Below are 21149 nucleotides of genomic sequence, written 5' to 3'. Positions count from 1 at the left end.
TTGCGAGAGGAGAATTAATTTGGATCATTATAATTATGTGATTATAGGTGCAGGAATCATTGGGTTAACAATTGCTAGAGAGTTAAAAAATAGATTTCCAGAAGTTACTGTTGCTATTGTGGAAAAAGAAGCTGATGTGGCCTTTCATTCTAGTGGTCGCAATAGTGGAGTATTACACGCAGGTTTTTATTACACTGAAGATAGTTTGAAGGCTAAGTTTACAAAAGAAGGAAATGAAGAAATGTCAAAATACTGTGACGAACGAAACCTTCAAATTAAAAAGTGTGGTAAATTGGTTGTTGCACGTAACGAACAAGAAGTGAGGGGGCTTGAGGAGTTAAAAAGACGTGCTGATGCTAATGGAGTTGAATTGAAGTGGATTACAGATGAGGATCTTCAAAAATATGATCCTGGTGCGGTCACTTTTAAACGTGCTCTTTATTCTCCAACAACGTCTACCGTTAATCCAATGGAAGTATGTTGTGCTATGAAGGCTGATAATATCAAATCAGATATTAAATTCTACTTTAATAGTCCATTTAAGAAGTTTAAAGGCTCTGTGGTGTATGCAGGAGAACATCAATTACAATGTGATTATTTAATTAATGCAGCTGGATTATATGCGGATCGAATTGCTCAATCATTCGGTTTTGGGAAAGATTATACAATAATACCGTTTAGAGGTAATTATATAAAATATGAAAAAGATAAGAATGCCATATCTATGAATATTTATCCTGTTCCCAACTTGAACAATCCTTTCTTAGGGGTGCACTTTACAAAGAATGTTGAGGGATGTATTAAAATTGGTCCTACTGCTACCCCAACTTTTTGGCGTGAAAATTACAAAGGGTGGAAGGGATTTAAACTTAGTGAGTTTTTTGAAATTCTCTATTACGAAACTAAACTATTTTTATTAAATAAGTTTAATTTTCGTAATTTAGCATTTGAAGAAATTAGGAAGTATAATAAAACCCGATTCATTAAAGGTGCATTGGGAATGGTTAAAAATGTTGATTCAAATGGATTTGCAAGGGAATATATGAGACCTGGAATTCGTGCTCAGTTGTTAAATAAAAATACCCTAGAACTTGTTCAAGACTTTGTAATTGAAGGGGACGAATCATCTATTCATATTTTGAATGCTGTTTCTCCAGCTTTTACTTGTTCGCTTCCATTTTCTAGATACGTAGTTGATCAAATTTCACAGTTTAGGAAGCTTCAAACAAGTGAAAATAAAGTTGTAATCTGATAATAAGATTTTTCTATTTAAAATATTATTACTTTAATAACTAAATGTAATGGAGGCTTTTAGATGAATAAAAAAATTATAGTTGGTGTATTGGCAACTGGAAGTATATTATTGGGGGGGAATGAGACTGCATTTGCAGAAAAACAATATTTATATTTGCAAGAAGGGTTTACAGAAACGAATATTAATCTAATAGAGGGAATATCCAATATAAAAGATTATGATCCAAAGGTAGTTTATGAATTAAATATACCTGCTGGATTCCCATATTATTTGCCTACAAAATTTAATGAGAGTGGAATTAATTTATACAAATATAAAGTGATGACTAATAATCCTCAAGGGGATTGGAACTTAAATGATTCAAATGGGGAAATTATATGTGGGACAGAAGGGATATTCATAGTTGAAGTTTATAATGAACAAAAGAGTTTAATTCGTACCTATAATATAACATTTGGATGAATATAGGTTAAATAACATTATTAAACAGAGTACCAATGGGAAATACTTTAGATAATGTAAAACGAATAGATAGCGCCAAACAATATTTTTTTTGCAAATAATATTGTTTAGTATGTGGTTTTAGTTCTTATAAAGTTTATATTTTTAAATAAAAAAGAACTTCTTTTGAAGTTCTTTTTTGCTCAAGAACTAGTATTTAAGTTGCAGATATGCCTGGATTGGCTTATCTTAGACTGAAGAAAAAGGATACTAGCTCTTATTAGAATTATAACACAAAATATTCATGAAATATGTTTTTATGGTAAGAAAAAGTAATTTTTTCACTTTTCAATTGTTTGTGCAAGCTATAATTAGCTTGCATTTACTATTTTTATTGCATTGTTTTAATATATCTGCAAAAGTAGTTTCTATATAGTTTTTACGCTTCAAATAATAGAAAAAGTTGGTGAGATAAAGGACAACATTCTAATTAGAATATTGTCCTTTTCATTTTAAATGCAATCTACTGAGCTACTTTTTGGGTTGTAGGCATAACAGCTATTGGTGGTAGAGATTTATTCCATGCAGCTGCATATACATTTAATTTTTCACCTAATATGTAGTTTTCATCATCTGAAACAGGAACTCTTAAAATCTTATTTTGAGAAACTAGATCCCACCAATCATGTTGATAAGCAAGAGCTTCATCTTTTGTAGGCGTAGCTGCAACTACTAAATAATTGTTCTCTACTGAAATGACATATCCAGTAAAAGGTTCTTGTTCTTGGTTCTGAATAGAATGAACAGGAATATTGTTGGCGGAAATCTTGTTAGAATCTGCAAAGGCCGGTGTTAATCCGAATGTAAATCCACATCCTAGTGTTAAAGCTGTTACCGTTGTTACGAATGTTTGTTTTTTGTTAAACATGATATATCCCCCTTATATTTTATCCTTACACTATCCATTTTCAATTTACATACATATAAAGCCTTTTAATATTAAGATACTTAACAATTATGTCACAATTATTCCATAAATGTTAATATTATCTATTAATGGAATTGGGTTTATGTTATAATTCACTAGGTGAACTATTATTGTTCATTTCATCTCTTGATGAATGTATGCCCTTCCTTAAGTGTAAAGATGTTCGATTTTATTGGTGAAGAGAGGATATATCCCTCTTCTTTTTTTATTAATATGGGACTTTAGGGAATGAACAGAAAAAGAACCCTATGGGGTTCTTTTTCTAGGCATATTAACAGTAAGGAGAGTAATGAAATGCTATTTTCAAATCTTTACAAGGAGAAAAATTTGAAAAAGCTTATCATGTTATTATTTTTACATACATGTACTATAAAGTTAATTGATAATATGTAGATTCACTATTATTAATATTCAATTAAGATAGTTAGCACTGTGTTAATAGTGTTAACTATCTTAATTGGTGTGGAATGTGATAGAAAGTATAGGTTTACCGCAAATTTATGCTTTCAGGATTTGAAGAGTATTCTTAATATGAATTTTAAAGAAAATACAAAATTTTACTAGACGTGAGAAAAAAGGAACTGAAAATATCCTTTAAAATAAGATATATTTGGGTCAAAAAATTAGAGGGCACCAATTCATTAAAGCAGTAAAAACGTTTTAATGAATTGGTGTCCTTTTTGTTTTAAAGAGAGAATATATTTTCTCAACAGGACAAATGTTAATTAGCTATAAGTATTAATTATAAGGATAACAGGAAAATAGAAATTAATAATAAAGGAGAATGCGAAATGATAACATTAATATCTGAAAGAAATCTAGCTGAAATCCAAGAAGACGATGTAGATGTATTAAAAGTAATGGCACATCCTGTTCGATTACAAATTGTAAATGAATTAATGCAACATAAAGTCTGCAATGTTACACAGTTAACAGAGATATTGAGACTCCCACAATCCACTGTTTCACAACATTTATCAAAATTGAGGGGAACCGTACTCCGCTCAGAAAGAAGAGGGATAGAGATGCATTATTTTATAGATAATGCTAAGGCACGTCAGATTGTTGAAATTTTAGGTTTGTAGGTTAATAATACATAAAAGGTTTTCTGTTACAAGGCAGGAAACCTTTTTTATATGTATAACTAATTGTGTGTTAAACCATACCACTAGTTAAAGAGAATATATATATGGCGGACCTTTTAAAATAGATACAATTACGTGAAACTTATAATAAGAAGGGAAAGGAAATGTTTAATGATTTTAAATTTGTAGCAAATAATCCGATTTATATCCAATTTCATAACCATTTGAAGAAATGATTATGAAATGCCAACTATTGGAGCATCTATTGAAAAGGGGAATAGTTTATGGAATTAGTAAATGATAGAGCCATGTTACGATTAATGCATGTAAATGATATCGAAAGCTTATTTACCATAGTAGAAGGAAATGAAGGGATATGGAAGTATTTAACAACTGAAATGGATAGCTATCAAGATATGGAGCAGTATGTTCAAGTGGCAATAAAAGGTTTTGAAGGGGAAACTGATTTACCATTTGTTGTTGTAGATCAGAAAACGAATGAAATTGTAGGCAGTACACGTTTGTACAGTATTTCAAATGATAACAAAACGGTTGAACTTGGGCAAACGTGGTATCATCCAAGTGTACATCGTACAAGTATAAATACTGAGTGTAAGTATATGTTATTGCAATATGCTTTTGAAGAGTTACACATGTTACGTGTGCAAATAAAAACGGATTTACGAAATGAAAAAGCACAAAGCGCAATTGAAAGGCTAGGTGCTGTAAAAGAAGGTGTATTGCGAAACGAAAGACAATTGCCAAATGGTTATGTACGGGATGCAGTTGTATATAGTATTATTGCAAGCGAATGGCCGGTTATAAAAGAACAACTTTTACAAAAACTAGCTGTATATAAATAAAGAGAATATATAATGCTTCTATATTTTCGAAAAATAAAAAGGGAAAGAAAGCTCACTGGTTTCGAACTTAAAATGTTCATCATAACACAAGTTGGTTACATACTTTTTGGGATCTATTTTATATAGACTTTGCAAGATGTGTCCTTAGAATAAAACAAAAAGGATATTGAAAAGATCTTGATANNTATCAAGATCTTTTCAATATGTAAAATTATTTCACTGCCTCTTTTAATTCTTTTCCAGCTTTAAAAGCAGGTGCTTTTGAAGCTGCGATTTGCATTTCTTCACCTGTTTGTGGGTTACGTCCTGTACGTGCAGATCTTTCACGTACTTCAAATGTACCAAAACCAAGAATCTGTACTTTCTCTCCATTTGCTAACGCATTTGTTATTGTATCTAATAACGCTTGTGTTGCTGTTGCAGCATCTTTTTGTGTAAGTTCAGCTTTTTCTGCTACTACTTTTGTTAATTCTGTTTTATTCATTTTCTGCACCTCTTCATATGTAATTAGGTGACTATTATAACGTGTGTGTATTCATGACGCAATTATACTGTACCTAGAAGAAGCCATAGCAAGAGCTAGAGGACAATGTTTGTGTAAAAGGAATAAGAAGGATATTAATTATCGCTTTAAACTCTGTTTATATTTCTTTACATCTTCCATGGTTTTAAATATTAACAAGTCAAAAATTCCTTTTTCATCCCCACATACGACAACAAAACCATCTGTTGCTTCCAGAACTCTACCGACGCCACCATCTGTAAGTGAAATATTGGTGAGATGTTTTACGCTCAGTTTTTCTTCTTTTTGAATGTAAGTAGTTATGGGTGTTCCTACAGGAAATGCGTCTGTGATCTCTTTTGTTGTATATGTGCCATCATCTATTGATTGAGTTTTAGCTGTAATAGAATCAGTTTGAGTGGCACATCCTGTTGAACATATTAAAAGAATTCCAGTAATAATACTTACACAAGCTGTTTTTACCATTCACAAAATCCTCCTATAACTGTTCGTATTTTCAACCCATTTAGGGTAACAAATTATATATACGAAGTTTGTTGATTTATATGAGTCGTAAATGAACAAAGATACAGGTATTTTGGCAGAATGTGTTTCAAACAAAAAAAGACACCTAAAGGTGCCTTCCTGCGACTGGAACCATCGTAATATGGTATTGAGTGCCAACCTGATTATTTTTTACCACATTAAGTAATGTTGGTTGTTGAGAAATATAATTAAAATCTATAGTTTGTTTATTTTTGCTTCGTTAGATTTTTTGTAGTGAATTCTTCAATCTGTTCAGATTTAATTTTAATTTCAGGGGTTATTGCTATCTTGCTATCCGAGTACACACAATAACAGTATTTGTTGCACCAGAACCAACATAATTAATTAAATGTAAAAAATAGTTAAAGCCGAAACGTATGTTATTATTATATTGAGAATTATAAATTAAAGATGGCATCTGGAAGGGAATAGTTATAAATGAAAACAATAAAGGGAAAGTTATCTTTTAGCATTGATATTATAGGTTGTATCCTTTGCATTATAATGCTTATTATAAGTCTTGGTAATTTTAGAACATGGGTGCACCCTTTTTTATTTCTTGTCTGCGGACTAATTTTCTTCATTAATATAGTAAATACCCGTAAGGGAAAAGGGCGTAATTCAAATTAAAATAAAATTGTATCCGTATAACCAAAAAACGCTATTCTTTTTGTAGAAATATACAGAGAGGATGGCATTTTTTACGAATTTTTTGTTCCAAGATAAACTTCAATGATTTGCTAAGGGATTATATCAATATTTTCCTCCTTCACTTTTAGAACAGCTTGCTAGAGGGGGAGATTTTATTTAAAGAAAGGGAGATTTTGCGATGTTACCTGATTATATAAAGATAGCTTATGAGATAGCCAAAAAAGCCCATGCTGGACAAGTAGATAAAGCAGGTATGGATTATATTAAACACCCTGAGGCAGTTGCTAGCTTTGTAAATACGACCGAAGAGAAGGCTACTGCTTATTTGCATGATGTTCTGGAAGATACTGAGATAATAGCTGCTGATTTATTAAATGCTGGTATACCTCATAACGTAGTTGAGGCAGTGCAGGTACTGACAAAAGAGAAATACACACCTTATTTTGAGTATCTGAGCAAAGTGAAAGAAAATTCTCTTGCCCGTACAGTCAAACTTGCAGATTTAAAACATAATTCTGACCTCTCACGACTTGCTAGGATAACAGATAAAGACCTAAAACGATTGGAGAAGTATCGCAAAGCGATTAAATTTTTAGAGAAATAAAAGAAACAGCAATTTCTTTAGCTGCAATTTCCTAGAGTACTAGTCGTTTGAAGAGACAACTTCTTGCAAATATTCAATGTTCCTTATATGATATTTTTAACAAAATGTAAAAAATAATACACAATATGTTAAAAATTATATGCAAAATGTTAAAAATAGGATAAAATATATATGGGAGGTGGAGGTAGTTGTTAAACAACCGGATAGTTGTTTGTCGTGCCGAAAAAGGTTGGACACAGCAAGATTTAGGAGAGAGAGTAGGTGCTAGTAGACAGACTATCGCTTCTATGGAAAGGAATAAATATAATCCCTCTTTAATTCTTGCATTTAAAATAGCCCAAGCTTTTGGAAAACCATTAGAGGAAGTTTTTGAATTTAAGGAGGAATAAACAAATGGAATTTATAAAGTATGCTGTAATTATTATTATAGTTTTATCATGCTTAAGTGAATTATATATGTTTAAATTTCAAAAAAGCCCAGAGGCAAGAGATGAGAGAGGTTTAGAAATTCAGTATAAAACTACTAATTTTTTATATAATACTCTTTATCTGGGAATATTTATATTATTTTTCCTTAACATACTTCAGTATATTACAGCAGAACAATTTGTGAATATCCTCTTATATTTCTTTATTTCTTTAGGGATAATAAAAGTTGCTTATTCATATTGGAGAAGGAGCTATTAAATATAAAAAGAAATACTAAAAATAAGGTTCATATTTTTAATATACTTATTTCTGAATTAATAATAGATTATTTTCTGCGGAGGTATTAGTACTTAATATTAAGAGAAATTAGCCGCAGCTTACTAATATAATTATAGATACACCTATGTACTTAAAGAATAAATACAGGTTTTTTATAAGCATGGAAAAATTGCAGTTTCAATTGAAACTGCAATTTTTAATTCTTCCTTGCCATTATAGGGGAGGGGATTTGAAGTGTGCTAAGACAAAGTCATTTTAGTAAATTTGCTTCATTTTAAAATAAGTTTGAATGAAGGAGACAATTTGCTAAATACACTATGTTGTTCATTTCCTTCTTGATTCATAGCTGCCTGATAAGATGAAAATCCTTTATACGTTTTTCTTTTCCATTGCCATAAGCCATTATTTTGATCGAAATCACCATAGTAATGATTGTAATCCAGTTTGTTCCCAGTGTTTTTATTAAAATTATTGCTAATAAAAATACGGCTTTTACTTGCATAGATTTGATTATTGGTAATTACATTGTTCCGAGTATCGTAATTTAATTCGATTTGGCCACTCTCTTGATCTTTTGTATCATTTTTATAAATTACATTGTTCGTAATTGTGTTATTTTCAGCATACCCTTGCTGACTATCATATCCACCAATTGCAATGCCACTCATGATATTATTGGATATTGTATTGTCTCTAACAGTAATTTGGCTTGCGCTTTTTCCTGCATGTTCGCTGGCTACTTCAATACCGAGATCATTTTCATAGCTTTGATTTTGCTCAATGATAATTTCCTTTCCACCATCCACGTAAATACCATCAGCTGAATATTCGTTATAACTAGTATTATTGATGGATGAATTGTGATGGACAATGTTATTACGAACAACTCCATTTCGTGCCTGATCTAAAGAAGCTACTGGCGATACGCCTTCATGTCCAATCAGGACAATTCCGATGTTGTTGTTATCATGTACTTTGTTATTGGTAACTTCAAAGGAATCTACATTTCCATTCACAGCAATTGCTTCACTCAGTCCTAACTTCAAATTTGCTACTTCGTTATTATCGATGACAATATGATTTAAATTATTTTGAGCACTAGATGAAGTACCGTATACAGCAATACCGTGTGCATTTCCATCCTTAACATTTGCTTCAATGTGGTGAATATAATTATTTCTAATATCAATGTAACTTCCTGTTCCAGTGATATAAATACCAATAGGGGTTTCGTTAACTTTCGTTGACTTTAAGTTACGAAATTCTAATCCTTTTACTTGAATATAGTTTTTGTCTTCTATTGTAAATAACCCATCATCTTCTAACTTGACTTTAGAACCATCAAGAATGACTTTTTCATCTTGGTAATTTTGAAAAGTAATGGGTGCTCCTGAGGTACCAGAATGAGCGACACGAACTTTTTGGTTATAAACTCCGCCTCTTATGTAGATTGTACTTCCTTCTTTTGCGACATTAGCAGCTTTTTGAATGGTAGCGAAAGGTTGATCTAATGTACCAGGATTGAGGTCATTTCCTGTTGGAGATACATAGTAATTTGTAACAGGGTTTGCATTGCTATTGGATTGTGCAAAGGTAGAGGCAGGGAGTGTGAAAATTAACATACTGAAAGAAAGGATAAAGATAAAAAGCGATTTTTTTAATGAGAGAAATATTGTTTGATATTTCATCATGATCCTCCTTCTTTATTAAGCATTCCTTCTCAACTATATAATTCAAACTGACGATTTATATCTTGTACTAATAAAAAAAGACCCAGTAATGTATTCTGGATTAAGAAACACCAACTCCTATGGTCTACGTATTCTATCTGAAACTAAATTTTTAATAATTCATGATTTTTCGTATAAAATCAAATCATATATGTGTACTTGAAGAAATACGGACATTAAAATCGGTAGAAGAGGGAATGAGGGATACTGATACTAATTTTAAGGGGAGTTATTCAAAATATATTTTCTATTCAATTAAATCTTCCCTGTGTATCATGTTAACTGTTGTACTAATTGGATTGGTAAGATTAACAGATAATTATTTAAAGTGGGGGTAGTTCAATAAATCTGAAATTAACATTGTTTAATATAAGTGTTCAAAAAAGTTTATCAAGTTTTAATATTCAAAAAATCATTTATATAAACAAGTATGTTGTGGTAACATTTAACAAAAGGGGGTAGCGTATATGAATGTTGAAATTATTTCTAAAGAAGAAATCACAAAATTATTAAACGACTGGTATCAAGCTATAATTTCACAACGTGTATTACAGTCTAATAAAATAAAAGAAGAGATTGCAGATAAAATCAATAATATTAAGGAAGACCAAACAATATTAGTCTACTATGCATTATTGAATGCACGGTATAATCTGCTAATTCGTGATATGGATAGTTCAAAAGATATTTTGGATAAAATTGAGCCATTACAAGAGCCTACAGAAACATTTTTAGAGTACTATCATCATTTATTTAAAGCAATTTATGCTACTAATACAGCAAACCATAGTGAAGCAAGAATGCAATTTGAAGAAGCTGAAAAGTATTTAGAGTACATGCATGATGAAATCGAAAAAGCTGAATTTAATTATTGGCTTGCAGTTCATTACTATCACATATTGAAACCAATCCTAGCAGTTCAATTTGCTACGAAGGCAAATGAAGTATTTTCAATTAGTCCAGGGTATGAATTAAAAACTGCTGCTTGTTTGAATACTTTAGGGATGGCACACACTCGCTTAAGTGATTTCGAAAGTGCAGAAGAATATTTACTTTCAGCATTGGGTACTTTTCAAAAATCTAATGACGAAAGTCTTACTAAACGTGTAAAACACAATTTAGGACTTTTATATGCAAGTCAAAACATGTCAGAGTTAGCAATTAAGCATTTAGAGGAATCACTAGAAAACAACGCTAAAACGATGTTTCTTTTAGCAAGAGAACATATTAAGTTAGGTCACAATCATAATGCTAATGAATATATTGAGAATGGCTATAAGATTAGTGACTTATGTTATCGTCATCATTTTCAAATTTTAAAAGCATTACATAACTATGCACCACAAGAAGAATTAGAAAAGGTGGTCATGGAAGGTATTATGTATTTTGAAAGAGAAGAATTATATGATTGGGTAAAAGAATATGCTTATCTTTTAGGTAATATATTCTATGGTTCAGAAAATCACGAAAAAGCCAGCAAGTATTTACACATCGCTTTAGATGCAGACAAAAAGAGTATAGAAAGAAGGGCGCTAAAATGAAAAAAGCAATCTTATTAATGATGATGTTATCCGCTGTTTTTACTTTTGGTCTTACTAATGTAAAAGACGTATCACAAAATGAAACTATTGAAGTGTTTATGGATCATGGAGAGCATATTTAATTATCTAAAAAAAGAGGGAGCTGCGAGCTCCCTCTTTTTTAATTATGACCATATTAATTTAGAAATAACATAAGTAGCAGTAGGAATGAAAAATATAAGAGATAATGTTCCATATTAGATGTCATAAAAAAACGCCTCCTATGTCGTTATTGAAAACAAGACAAAAGGCGTATAACTACCCGTTGTGGCTGACCGCCACCCTGTCAAGGTGGCGGTTTTTTAAATAATTTAGTCTTCTCTTTGTATTATAAACTCCCAAAACTTCTTTAATTCCTCACGCTTTTGAGGAGTCGCATTTTTTATATCTTCCAACCATTGAGAAAGCTCAGGATCCTGTATGTCTGTAACTTGTCTCATTTCAGTTGTACCGAGGAGGTAATCAATTGATACTTCAAAGAAAGTCGCTAATTTTATCAATGTATTATAATCAGGTTCTCGATTTCCTTGTTCATACATTGCATATGTAGTTCGAGCAATCCCTAGTTGATTTGCCATATCTTCTTGACGCAGTTTGCGTTCTTTTCGAAGAGTGTGTAGTCTAGTGCCAAACATATGCTACCTCCTTTTAGGTGTTTTCTATATCAATTATAACGTCACAATTTGTAACATTTAATAAAGTACACGAAATGTGTAAAAAACATTGATTTCATATTTATAATTATGTAATATAATCATTAGTTACACATTTTGTGACAAAGAAAGAGGGGGAATAATGAGGTTTTGGTTATTAGAAAAACGTAAAAATAAAGAGAAAACACAAGATTATGTTGCATATAAGGCAAGAATATCTAGAAGTATGTATGCAATGATTGAAATTGGTGAAAGAAATCCAAGTGTTGCTGTCGCAAAGAATATAGCTAAGGTACTAAAGTTTGATTGGACTCTTTTTTTTGAAGATTAATGTCACGATACGTGTAATTTGAGGGTGAGAATTTCATTTCTATATTGTTTTCCTAAAACGAAATAATTTATTAATTATTTTTAAAAGAATATTAGATAAGGGAAGTGTTTAAATATGAACATGAAAACATTTGAAATGCGTGAAAAACGATTAGCGGAACTACTAGGTGCAAAGGTACTATGGGAATTTATAAGTGCTGTCACAGAGGAAATTGAAAAACAAGAATTAGAGTCGACACCAGGTTTATTAGAGGATCTATTCATACATGTGAAAGAAACCATTCAAATTCAAAATATGAATCAACGCATAACAAAAGCCCCTGTAAAAACAGAGGCTGGTAGTATAGATAAAGAGACATTATATATAGAAGCATATGTAGAATTAATTAATCATAAGTTTGTTATTTCTGAATTAGCTGTAGAGCTTTCATCTGTTCTAAAAGAATTAAATTGTTTTGTTCAATCATCTTTGCCACAGCTTCAAAGTGAGCTTGATTCTCAAGAACCTCAATCTGCTTCTCTTTAGGGAGTGATTGAAGTATTTCTTTTATTTCTTTACACTCGTATATGTTATTCTCCGAGTCTTCGATTAATTTATTGCGACGATTGGTGTATTCAAGTGCACCTAAAGTCGCTAATGCGCGAGGATCTAATCCTAGAATTTCCATGTATTCCTCTCCTTTCCTCTACAATAATTCGATAGAGGGAAGGAGATTCCTTTAATAATTTGGTAGAGTTTTTATAGTTATATAACATATTTTTTATTAGTGAGAATTTTATTTAGCAGGAATAAAATAGAATTAGACTTAAAATGTTTACCTTCGTCTAAATACAAGTTATACACACATATATTGATCTTATAAAGGTATATATTACACATAATATTATGTTAAAGGTGGCGAATTGTATCATGAAAGATTTTGTTCTCGAAAAAGAAAACATTATTCGTAAATATGGTGAATGGACCGCTTATGATATTAAATTAACGGATACTCTATATACAAGAGATATTCGACAACCAAATCCTGCGTTAAAAAAAATTGTGACAATGATTCAAGATATCACACAATGTGATTTTAAAAATCTTCGAATCTTAGATTTAGCTTGTTTAGAGGGGCATTACGCTATTGAGTTTGCTATGCAAGGAGCAACTGTTGTAGGGATAGAAGGAAGAGAATCAAACATACAAAAAGCTATATTCGCTAAAGATTTATTAAGGTTGGAAAACTTAACCTTTTATCAAGATGATGTAAGAAATTTAAGTGCTGACAAATATGGTCAATTTGATATTGTTTTATGCTCGGGTATTTTATATCATTTAGACTGCTCAGATGTATTCCCCTTTTTAGAAAAAGTGTATGAAGTATGCAAAAGGTTTGTAATAATTGATACTCATATCACTTCTACTCCTAATGTATCAGTACTTTATAAAAATTATGAATATAAGGGACACACAATGCTAGAACACTCTGCTAATTCATCAATAGAAGAACGTTTAAAAGCAAAATGGGCATCATTAGATAACGTTACTAGTTTTTGGATGACAAAATCCTCTTTATACAATTTTTTAACGCGAACAGGTTTCTCTTCTATAAATGAATCCAGAAGTTTAGTTCAAGAAGATAGGGTTACTGTTGTAGCTTTTAAGAAATATCCTATAGAAATTAAAAGTTCTCCTGAAACAGAAAAATACATTGAACCCGATTATTTAGAATGCTAAAAATAACACGTTTAAGTTTAATATCCTAATCACTCTGTATGAGGTTGTACTATATGCCTCTCAAGCTAAAATCTTAAAGTATCCCTAAACAAAATTATCAATTTTTAAAAGCTATTTATATAAATGCAACTTGTTGTTTCCGTTTTGAGGGCACTATAAAGTTTTAGCTTGATAGCACCGCATTGCTATCAACTTAAAGAAATACTTCCGAAAACAAAAAATCAAAAGAATAATAAAAAAGCTTATCATTACGTGTTAAAGGATAAGCTTTTTTATTTAGCGTTCGATAGAACTCTTTACTTAGGAATTCCCCACTTCTAAACGAAGTGAAAGTGGGGGTAGTTCAATTGTAATTACAACAAATTAGTTAAAAAAGACTTAAATACAAGTGGTTACTAAAATAGTGTCTTTCTTAAACTGTTCTCATTTAATGTTCCTCATGTATCAGTCTTCTTATCTCATTTTTTCTAAGAGTCATCCCAGCTTCAGAAACTGTGTAACGGAAACCAAAGAAACATGAAGCCAATTAATACAGTAAAAGAATAATTTAAAAATATGTTTAGATTATAAAGTGGTGCCAAGAAAGGATTGCTCATTTTATGCTTCTACAGTTCATACAATAAATTGATGAATTTCTAAAAGCGGAACCATATTCGGAAATTTAGGCTGATGGTGAGTGAAGTAAAGATGCTTGGTGTTGTGAAAAATTAGGTAGTTTAAAAGGGGATTTTTTATGAAGAATGAACGAGTAGTAACTTGTAATAAAAAAGGAAGTATTGCTGTCGTTACAATTCAAAATCCACCAGTCAACACTTTAAGTTTAGAAGTAGTTCAACAATTAGTAGATGTATTAGAGGAAATAGAAATTGATAATGATATTTCAGTCGTAATTATAACTGGAAGTGGAGAAAAGGCCTTTGTAGCAGGAGGGAATATAAAAGAATTTCCAGATTGGATGGGCAAAGGTGAAAAATATGCCGAGATGAAATCATTAGAATTGCAACAACCTCTTAATCAACTAGAGAATCTGTCTAAACCGACTATAGCTGCTGTTAATGGGTTAGCACTAGGTGGTGGATGTGAATTAGCACTTGCTTGTGACTTAAGGATAATAGAAGAACAATCTTTAATTGGATTACCGGAAATTACGTTAGGTTTATTTCCTGGGGCTGGAGGAACCCAGCGCTTACCTAGATTAATTGGAGAAGGGAAAGCAAAAGAGATGATGTTCACAGGGAAATCGATTACAGCAAAAAAAGCAAAAGAAATAGGCTTGGTTAACTACATTACTCCTCGAGGAGAGGCGCTAAATAAAGCAAAAGAGATTGCAAGGGAAATAAGTAAATTTTCTCTTCCAGCTCTCGCCTATATGAAGTTGGCAATTCGCGAAGGGGCAGCAGTACCTTTACAAGAAGGGCTTGAGATTGAAGCGCGTTACTTTGGAAAAGTATTTCAAACAGAAGATGTGAAGGAGGGGGTAAAGGCATTTATTGAAAAAAGAATGCCGCATTTTACAAATAAATAGAATGGGACGAAAAAAGTTATCAAGGTTTATTCTACACTATGCCAACATAGATGCTGTTTTTAAAGCTATTTATTTGTTTTTCGCAACACCTTTCAGATCTAGTTCGTCTAATAAGTACATTTGTAGTAGCATGTATATTTCAAAAGTGAAAATAAATAAAAAAGCGGAGGAATAGAATGGAATATGGTACAAATGAAAAGAAAATAAATCAAATGCCTTTAGTAAGTGTATTAATTCCTACGTATAATCGTCCACATTACTTTGAAAAAGCTTTATGTAGTGTATTAGAACAAACATATCCTAATATAGAAATTATAATAGGAGATGATAGTACAAACGACGAAACAGAGAAAGTGTTACAAAAGTACTTGTCTGATCATTCAAATATTATTTATATAAAAAATAGCTCAACTCTTGGACAATTTGAGAACTCACTTATGTTATTTCATAAAGCGAAAGGTGAGTATATAAATTTCTTAATGGATGATGATTTATTTCACATAAATAAAATTGAAAAAATGATGAAATACTTTTTAAATGATCTAGATAATGAAATTAAGCTTGTAACATCCCATCGCCAAGTAATGGATGCAGAAGGAAACCTATTGCCAGATGTTTATTCAACGATGCGTTTATTTTATACAGATACGATTATAGATGGGCCACAATTAGGAAATATGGTGATTATGAATCAAAAGAATTATATAGGAGAACCTACAACGGTGCTATTTCGTAAAAATGATTTAACAGAACCGTATGGTGTGTTTGATAAAAGGCGGTATCTTTGCAACGTAGATGTAGCTTCATGGTTATCCTTACTGAGTAAAGGGAAAGCAGTATATATAGCGGAGACCCTAAGCTACTTTCGATTACATTCAAATCAGCAGTTAAATGAATCTAATAAAATGATGGATGGGTTAGAAGATTTTTCGCATAGTATTATTATAGCTGAAGAAAAATATGGTTTCTTATCTTCCGAAGAGGAGTTAGACAAAGCTATTACTAATTTTCTAGACTATGCAAGAAGAATTGCTCCATCATCCATATTATATTCATTAGACTACTATCAACAAATCAAGCTAAAGAAAATAAATATAGAAAAGAAAAAACAGCGTATGAATATCAACTCGCACCTCCCAAAAGTCAGTATACTAATTCCTGCCTACAATAGACCTCATTACTTAGAATTAGCCCTCAAAAGTGCTTTGAATCAAACCTATGAAAATATTGAAATTATAATTTCTGACGATAGTACAAATGATGAAGTAAAAGCAATGATCCAACCATACTTAAAAGAATATGAGTGTATAACATATGTTAAAAATGAAAATCCATTGGTGGCTGAAAATTTTAATCAATGTATAGAGCTTGCTACTGGTGAATTTATAAATTTTTTATTAGATGATGATTTATTTCATCATGAAAAGATTGAGAGAATGATGAAATACTTTTCTGAATTAGAAAACATTGCATTTGTGACGTCGTATCGTGAACTGATTGATGAGAATGGAGAGATATTACCACCCTCAACATTGAATGTAAAAATTGCCACAGAAACTACAATTTTTGAAGGGGAAACACTAGGGAATTATATGTTGAAAAACTTGAAAAACGTAGTTGGAGAACCGACAACAGTTTTGTTTAATCGCAATTTTTTTGGAGGGAAATTTGGTTATTTTAAGGGAAAAGCGTATTCTTCCATTAATGACATTGCAACTTGGTTAGATATGATGAGGAAAGGGAAAGTAGTTTATATACAGGAACCTCTTAGCTACTTTAGACAACATAGTGGACAAAATCAAAAACAAATGCACTTTATATTAATGACAATTGAAGAATGGATTGAATTAATTACAGATGCACATAGTAGTGGGTTTTTAAGTACTGAACGAGATTATAAAGAGAGCTTATCTTATTGTTTGGAGAATGCGGGATTTATACTGAAGGATGCAGTAAGAAGTGGAGAACTAAATCAAATTTATAATGAAAAGATAAAAAGCGGGTTAAATAAACTAGTTACTCATATATTCGAGAAAGATATTTGTTATTGCCAATATTGCAATCAAGAATTTAAAAGTTTTTCTCCTTGGCCAGCACATTATGATTTTCTAAAATATGAATTTGAGATGTGGAATAAAGATACAGGTATCTGTCCAGTTTGCTATTCGATGGATCGTGACAGGTTGTATCGTGCATACATTGAAACAGAAACGGATTTGTTAAGTAGGAATTATACTATGCTGCATATTGCACCTGAAGTGAAGGTAAGAGGATGGCTTAGCCAGTTTAAAAACATTACTTATATATGTGGGGATTTAGAACCAAAGGATTCTTTAATGGAGGAAATTGATATTACGAGAATTGCATACGAAAATAATACCTTTGATGTTATTATATGTAGTCATGTATTAGAACACGTGCCTGACGATGAAAAAGCAATGCGAGAATTATATAGGGTACTAAAGCCAAATGGATGGGGAATTATTCAGGTGCCAATCGTAATGAATGTAGATTTTATTATAGAGGATAAATCTATTGTAACGCCATTATTGAGAAAAATAGCCTTTGGTCAAGAAGATCATGTAAGGATTTATAATCGGTCGGGATTTATTCAACGATTAACAGATGCGGGCTTTAAGGTGGAATTATATAACATAGCTGAAAAACAAGGAATAGAAATTGCTAGGAAATTCGGATTATCTAAAACGGATATGCTCTATATTGTCCGAAAATGATAGAAAGGAATAGATGAATATGGAGAATATTCCTTTTTTACGTGCGTCAATTGTACCTGCAAACGAGTACTTAAATGAATTAGAGCGAATTGATATATCCCACATATATACAAATTATGGACCTATAAATCAACGTTTTGAAGAAACAATTATGTCGGAATTTTTTCAGAACAGGGGAGCTGTTACAACAGTAGCAAACGCAACGCTAGGGTTAATGGCGGCAATTCAATGTAAGAAAAGAAAAAAAGGAAAGTATGCTCTTATGCCTAGTTTTACATTCCCTGCTACTCCATTGGCAGCTATTTGGTGTGGCTTGGAGCCTTATTTTATTGATATTTCATTAGATGATTGGTGTATGGATAAAACGGTACTTTTGGATAAGATTGATGAATTAAAAGAAGAGGTTGCAGTTGTTGTTCCATATGCAACATTCGGATCATGGATGGACTTGAAAGACTATGAAGAATTAGAGAAAAAGGGCGTTCCGGTTGTTGTAGATGCGGCACCAGGGTTTGGATTAATGCATGAGGGTGTACATTACGGTCAGAATTTTAGTGGTATGATTGTATATAGCTTTCATGCAACAAAGCCTTTCGGAATTGGTGAAGGTGGTATGATATATAGCCATAATGAGGAAGAGATAAATCAAATTAAAAGAATGGGTAATTTTGGATTTGATCATAATCGTGAATGTACGATGATGGGGTTTAACTGTAAAATGACTGAATATGCAGCAGCTATTGGGATTACAACGATAAATAAATGGAATCAAAAAATGCAAGAACGAACTCGTATCTCTGAATGGTATAAACAGTTATTACAAAGTACGGGATTAATAAAAAAAGGCTGGCAAGTTCAAAAGACAAAAGCAGTTATTCATCAATTTATGCCTATCCTCTGTTCAGAAAAAATTAACAATATGCAGATAATAGAAGAGTTGAAAAAGCAAAAGATAGAAGCTAGATCATATTTTTCACCATCTTGTCATCAACAAGATTTTTTTAAAAAATATAAGTCTACAGATTTAACAAATACAAATAAAATAGCAAAACGAATAATTAGTCTACCTTTATGGGAAGGAATGACAAAAGAAATAGTAGAGAAAATTATAATGTGTTTAATACAGAAGGTGGTGTCCACAGATGAATAGTTTTTATAGTCAAGAAGAGTTGAGCGAAATTGGCTTTCTATCTGTCGGGGAAAATGTATTAATAAGTAAAAAAACCAGCATATATAATCCAGGTGCTATATCTGTTGGAAATAATGTAAGAATCGATGACTTTTGCATTTTAAGTGGCAAAATTACAATTGGAAGTTATTCACATATAGCGGCATATACAGCGTTATTTGGAGGAGAAATGGGGATTGAAATGCATGATTTTGCAAATATTTCATCAAAAACAATTGTATATGCAGCAATTGATGATTTTAGCGGAAATACATTAATGGGACCGACTATTCCACATCAATATAAAAATGTGAAAGCTGGAAAAGTTATTTTAAAAAAGCATGCCATTGTTGGTGCCCATTCTATTATCTTTCCAAATGTAGTAATAGGAGAAGGAGCGGCAGTTGGTGCGATGAGTATGGTAAAAGAAAGTTTAGATGATTGGTATATGTATGTTGGGGTGCCCGTAAGAAAAATAAAAGCTCGTAAAAAAAAGATAGTAGAATTAGAAAATGAATTTTTAAAAAGCATTAATTCCTGAGTGTTTAAAATATTTTGTTGCAGCATTTCTCAAAAAAATAAAAAAAGACATGTATGAGGGGTTATTATGTGATTACTGTATTATTTATGGGGCTATCTTTATAGTTGTCTTTTTGTAGTAAAGAGGGTTGTTGTAACACATTGCTATCCCAAAGTAAAAAAACGTTATTCTTTCTAAATAAGCTAAATAGGAAAGAATAACGTTTTTTTTATGAATTTCTCGATTGAATCACTATATATCACATTCAAGTAACAAACAATTATAAAATATTGAAAAATAAATTAGATTTACCGAATTATTATGGAGAGAATGCTGACGCGTTGTGGGATTGGTTAACAGCATGGAGGGGAGGACTTTGTTCAAAAAGAGATGGAATTACAGAACAAGACAAAGCAAAAGTAACTTATCTTACAAAATTCGAAGGTATGGAACATATTAAGATAGTATTAGATAAGTATAATGTTCATTACAATCGCAAAAAAATAAAAATAAAGTTAAAAGGAATGAGTCCAGTACAATACAGGACTCACATTTAAACAGCCGCTTAATTTTTTGTTTAATTCTTCAGGTCCAATTCATTATAGGCAATCGAAAGTTGGCTTGCTACGCTTAGTGATTGTTATTCTTTAACTCATCCATATTACATTAGTTTAAGTATTGAGAGTAAAAGAATAGGAATAGAAAAATTAATGTTTTGCTAAATAATCTATTAAAGAAACTTAAAGGAATAACAAGTTCTCCTATTGTAAGGATTTTAAGTTTATCCTTATTTAGTCCTTTTATTAATTCTTTTAATGTTTGGAAATTTATTTTATTAACGAAAGACCAACTTGGCACAGCTTTTGTATCTGAACCTATTTTGAAAATGATATGAATACTATGTGCATGAAAACCGCTTATTATTAAAATAAGCATAAATCCTAAAATAATGAACCAAGTCATTTTTCAACATCTCCTTTCAGTATTTAATATTAAGATATTAAAACTGTTGAGAAAGTGTGCTGTTGTCCATGAAAAATATTGAGAATTTGTTGAGGCAATGTTGAGAATGTTGCAATGCGATTGATTGTAGGGGAGTTAGAGTTAATAATGCTTGTCAGATTATATGCGTGAAAAAAGGAAATAGGAAAGAGAACAGTTGCGTAGACTGTTCTCTTAAGGAGCGGAAGTGCTGAACATTTTCAATGACAATGATTCAACCATTCCGTTAATAGTATGTGTAAATATTTATAATTCATACAAGAAAGACGGCTATTAAAAATAGCCGCCTTGCCTCAGGGAGAATTCAAGAAAATCAGAGATTCATTATGGATACAGATTGGCTGTTACCAATCTACTCTTAGTATTGGAAATAATTACATAAATTATTCTTAGGTTAAAATCTTAATTCATTGTAGGGTGAGTGACATGTAAAGTAAAAAGAGCACTTTTTGAAGTGACCCCTAAAAGTTAGACACGGTTATTTCATTAGGCAGCTTGATAAAAGTGAGTCCGGTATTGTACTGGGCTCATTTTTAATTTTGC

At 31.4% G+C, this 21149-nt stretch carries 22 protein-coding genes and 2 pseudogenes; 18 read left to right on the top strand and 6 right to left on the bottom strand.

The window, feature by feature from the left end; all coding sequences use genetic code 11:
- Positions 1–19 precede the first annotated feature (19 nt).
- Both lhgO and COL05_RS09050 read left to right on the top strand, forming a co-directional pair.
- A complete protein-coding gene (gene lhgO, locus COL05_RS09055; RefSeq protein WP_098668360.1) occupies positions 20–1252 on the top strand; it encodes an L-2-hydroxyglutarate oxidase in 1233 nt (410 codons plus the stop codon).
- A 63-nt stretch (positions 1253–1315) separates the two neighbouring features.
- Positions 1316–1717, top strand: a complete 402-nt coding sequence (locus tag COL05_RS09050; protein WP_098668359.1) for a hypothetical protein — start codon at positions 1316–1318, stop codon at positions 1715–1717.
- Positions 1718–2219: 502 nt separating this feature from the next.
- On the opposite strand, the gene COL05_RS09045 is transcribed toward COL05_RS09050, so the two are convergent.
- Complete coding sequence (locus tag COL05_RS09045; protein WP_098668358.1) at positions 2220–2624, bottom strand: DUF3221 domain-containing protein; 405 nt, start codon at positions 2622–2624, stop codon at positions 2220–2222.
- Between the two features lie 851 nt (positions 2625–3475).
- Between COL05_RS09045 and COL05_RS09040 the strand changes: the two genes are divergently transcribed.
- Both COL05_RS09040 and COL05_RS09035 read left to right on the top strand, forming a co-directional pair.
- Entirely contained in the window at positions 3476–3769 is a 294-nt protein-coding gene (locus tag COL05_RS09040; RefSeq protein WP_017657775.1) for an ArsR/SmtB family transcription factor, read from the top strand.
- 284 nt (positions 3770–4053) lie between these two features.
- A complete protein-coding gene (locus COL05_RS09035) occupies positions 4054–4632 on the top strand; it encodes a GNAT family N-acetyltransferase (RefSeq protein ID WP_098668357.1) in 579 nt (192 codons plus the stop codon).
- 211 nt (positions 4633–4843) lie between these two features.
- Here COL05_RS09035 and COL05_RS09030 read toward each other — a convergent pair whose 3' ends face one another.
- Positions 4844–5116 carry an HU family DNA-binding protein gene (locus COL05_RS09030; RefSeq protein WP_061655541.1) on the bottom strand — a complete coding sequence of 91 codons (273 nt, stop codon included), beginning with the start codon at positions 5114–5116 and terminating at the stop codon, positions 4844–4846.
- Positions 5117–5254: 138 nt separating this feature from the next.
- On the bottom strand, positions 5255–5620 hold the full coding sequence (locus COL05_RS09025) for a hypothetical protein (RefSeq protein ID WP_098668356.1): 366 nt from the start codon (positions 5618–5620) through the stop codon (positions 5255–5257).
- Between the two features lie 889 nt (positions 5621–6509).
- On the opposite strand from COL05_RS09025, the gene COL05_RS09015 reads away from it, so the two are divergent.
- The 3 genes from COL05_RS09015 to COL05_RS09005 all read left to right on the top strand — a co-directional run bounded on the left by COL05_RS09015 (position 6510) and on the right by COL05_RS09005 (position 7622).
- On the top strand, positions 6510–6935 hold the full coding sequence (locus COL05_RS09015) for an HD domain-containing protein (protein WP_084065905.1): 426 nt from the start codon (positions 6510–6512) through the stop codon (positions 6933–6935).
- 188 nt (positions 6936–7123) lie between these two features.
- The gene (locus COL05_RS09010) at positions 7124–7324 is read left to right on the top strand and encodes a helix-turn-helix transcriptional regulator (protein WP_000933886.1); all 201 of its coding nucleotides are present in this window, start codon (positions 7124–7126) and stop codon (positions 7322–7324) included.
- Positions 7325–7328: 4 nt separating this feature from the next.
- Positions 7329–7622 (top strand): hypothetical protein, encoded by a 294-nt coding sequence (locus tag COL05_RS09005; protein WP_084065904.1) that lies wholly within the window; start codon positions 7329–7331, stop codon positions 7620–7622.
- 290 nt (positions 7623–7912) lie between these two features.
- On the opposite strand, the gene COL05_RS09000 is transcribed toward COL05_RS09005, so the two are convergent.
- Positions 7913–9331 carry a right-handed parallel beta-helix repeat-containing protein gene (locus COL05_RS09000; RefSeq protein WP_098668355.1) on the bottom strand — a complete coding sequence of 473 codons (1419 nt, stop codon included), beginning with the start codon at positions 9329–9331 and terminating at the stop codon, positions 7913–7915.
- Positions 9332–9840: 509 nt separating this feature from the next.
- Here COL05_RS09000 and COL05_RS08995 point away from each other — a divergent pair.
- Positions 9841–10914, top strand: coding sequence for a Rap family tetratricopeptide repeat protein (locus tag COL05_RS08995; protein WP_084065902.1), 1074 nt, complete (start codon positions 9841–9843; stop codon positions 10912–10914).
- Entirely contained in the window at positions 10911–11036 is a 126-nt protein-coding gene (locus COL05_RS08990; RefSeq protein WP_000709205.1) for a hypothetical protein, read from the top strand. Before COL05_RS08995 ends, COL05_RS08990 begins: the two co-directional genes overlap by 4 nt.
- 228 nt (positions 11037–11264) lie before the next feature.
- Here the strand turns inward: COL05_RS08990 and COL05_RS08985 are convergent, their stop codons facing one another.
- A complete protein-coding gene (locus COL05_RS08985; RefSeq protein WP_098559929.1) occupies positions 11265–11588 on the bottom strand; it encodes a helix-turn-helix domain-containing protein in 324 nt (107 codons plus the stop codon).
- Positions 11589–11748: 160 nt separating this feature from the next.
- On the opposite strand from COL05_RS08985, the gene COL05_RS08980 reads away from it, so the two are divergent.
- The 9 genes and pseudogenes from COL05_RS08980 to COL05_RS31785 all read left to right on the top strand — a co-directional run.
- Positions 11749–11937, top strand: coding sequence for a helix-turn-helix transcriptional regulator (locus COL05_RS08980; RefSeq protein WP_084065900.1), 189 nt, complete (start codon positions 11749–11751; stop codon positions 11935–11937).
- Positions 11938–12051: 114 nt separating this feature from the next.
- Positions 12052–12462, top strand: a complete 411-nt coding sequence (locus COL05_RS08975) for a hypothetical protein (protein WP_098178854.1) — start codon at positions 12052–12054, stop codon at positions 12460–12462.
- Positions 12463–12846: 384 nt separating this feature from the next.
- Positions 12847–13656, top strand: coding sequence for a class I SAM-dependent methyltransferase (locus COL05_RS08965; protein ID WP_142337407.1), 810 nt, complete (start codon positions 12847–12849; stop codon positions 13654–13656).
- A 733-nt stretch (positions 13657–14389) separates the two neighbouring features.
- Positions 14390–15181: an enoyl-CoA hydratase gene (locus COL05_RS08960; protein WP_098668353.1), complete on the top strand. Its 792-nt coding sequence runs from the start codon at positions 14390–14392 to the stop codon at positions 15179–15181.
- 176 nt (positions 15182–15357) lie between these two features.
- Positions 15358–17916 carry a glycosyltransferase gene (locus tag COL05_RS08950; protein WP_098668351.1) on the top strand — a complete coding sequence of 853 codons (2559 nt, stop codon included), beginning with the start codon at positions 15358–15360 and terminating at the stop codon, positions 17914–17916.
- A gap of 19 nt (positions 17917–17935) precedes the next feature.
- Positions 17936–19066, top strand: a complete 1131-nt coding sequence (locus COL05_RS08945) for an aminotransferase class I/II-fold pyridoxal phosphate-dependent enzyme (protein ID WP_098668350.1) — start codon at positions 17936–17938, stop codon at positions 19064–19066.
- On the top strand, positions 19059–19625 hold the full coding sequence (locus tag COL05_RS08940; RefSeq protein ID WP_098668349.1) for an acyltransferase: 567 nt from the start codon (positions 19059–19061) through the stop codon (positions 19623–19625). The genes COL05_RS08945 and COL05_RS08940 overlap by 8 nt, the downstream gene beginning before the upstream one ends.
- Positions 19626–19894: 269 nt before the next feature.
- Positions 19895–19966, top strand: a pseudogene (locus COL05_RS31250) (barstar family protein); the annotation flags it as partial.
- Between the two features lie 48 nt (positions 19967–20014).
- Positions 20015–20161: pseudogene (locus COL05_RS31785) on the top strand (IS3 family transposase); the annotation flags it as partial.
- 109 nt (positions 20162–20270) lie between these two features.
- Here the strand turns inward: COL05_RS31785 and COL05_RS08930 are convergent.
- The gene (locus COL05_RS08930) at positions 20271–20567 is read right to left on the bottom strand and encodes a hypothetical protein (RefSeq protein ID WP_000219733.1); all 297 of its coding nucleotides are present in this window, start codon (positions 20565–20567) and stop codon (positions 20271–20273) included.
- Positions 20568–21149 lie beyond the last annotated feature (582 nt).

Source organism: Bacillus sp. AFS059628, assembly GCF_002571225.1.
Taxonomy (GTDB): domain Bacteria; phylum Bacillota; class Bacilli; order Bacillales; family Bacillaceae_G; genus Bacillus_A.
Note: the sequence above shows the minus strand (reverse complement) of the source record. Positions and strands in the feature narration are given on the sequence as shown.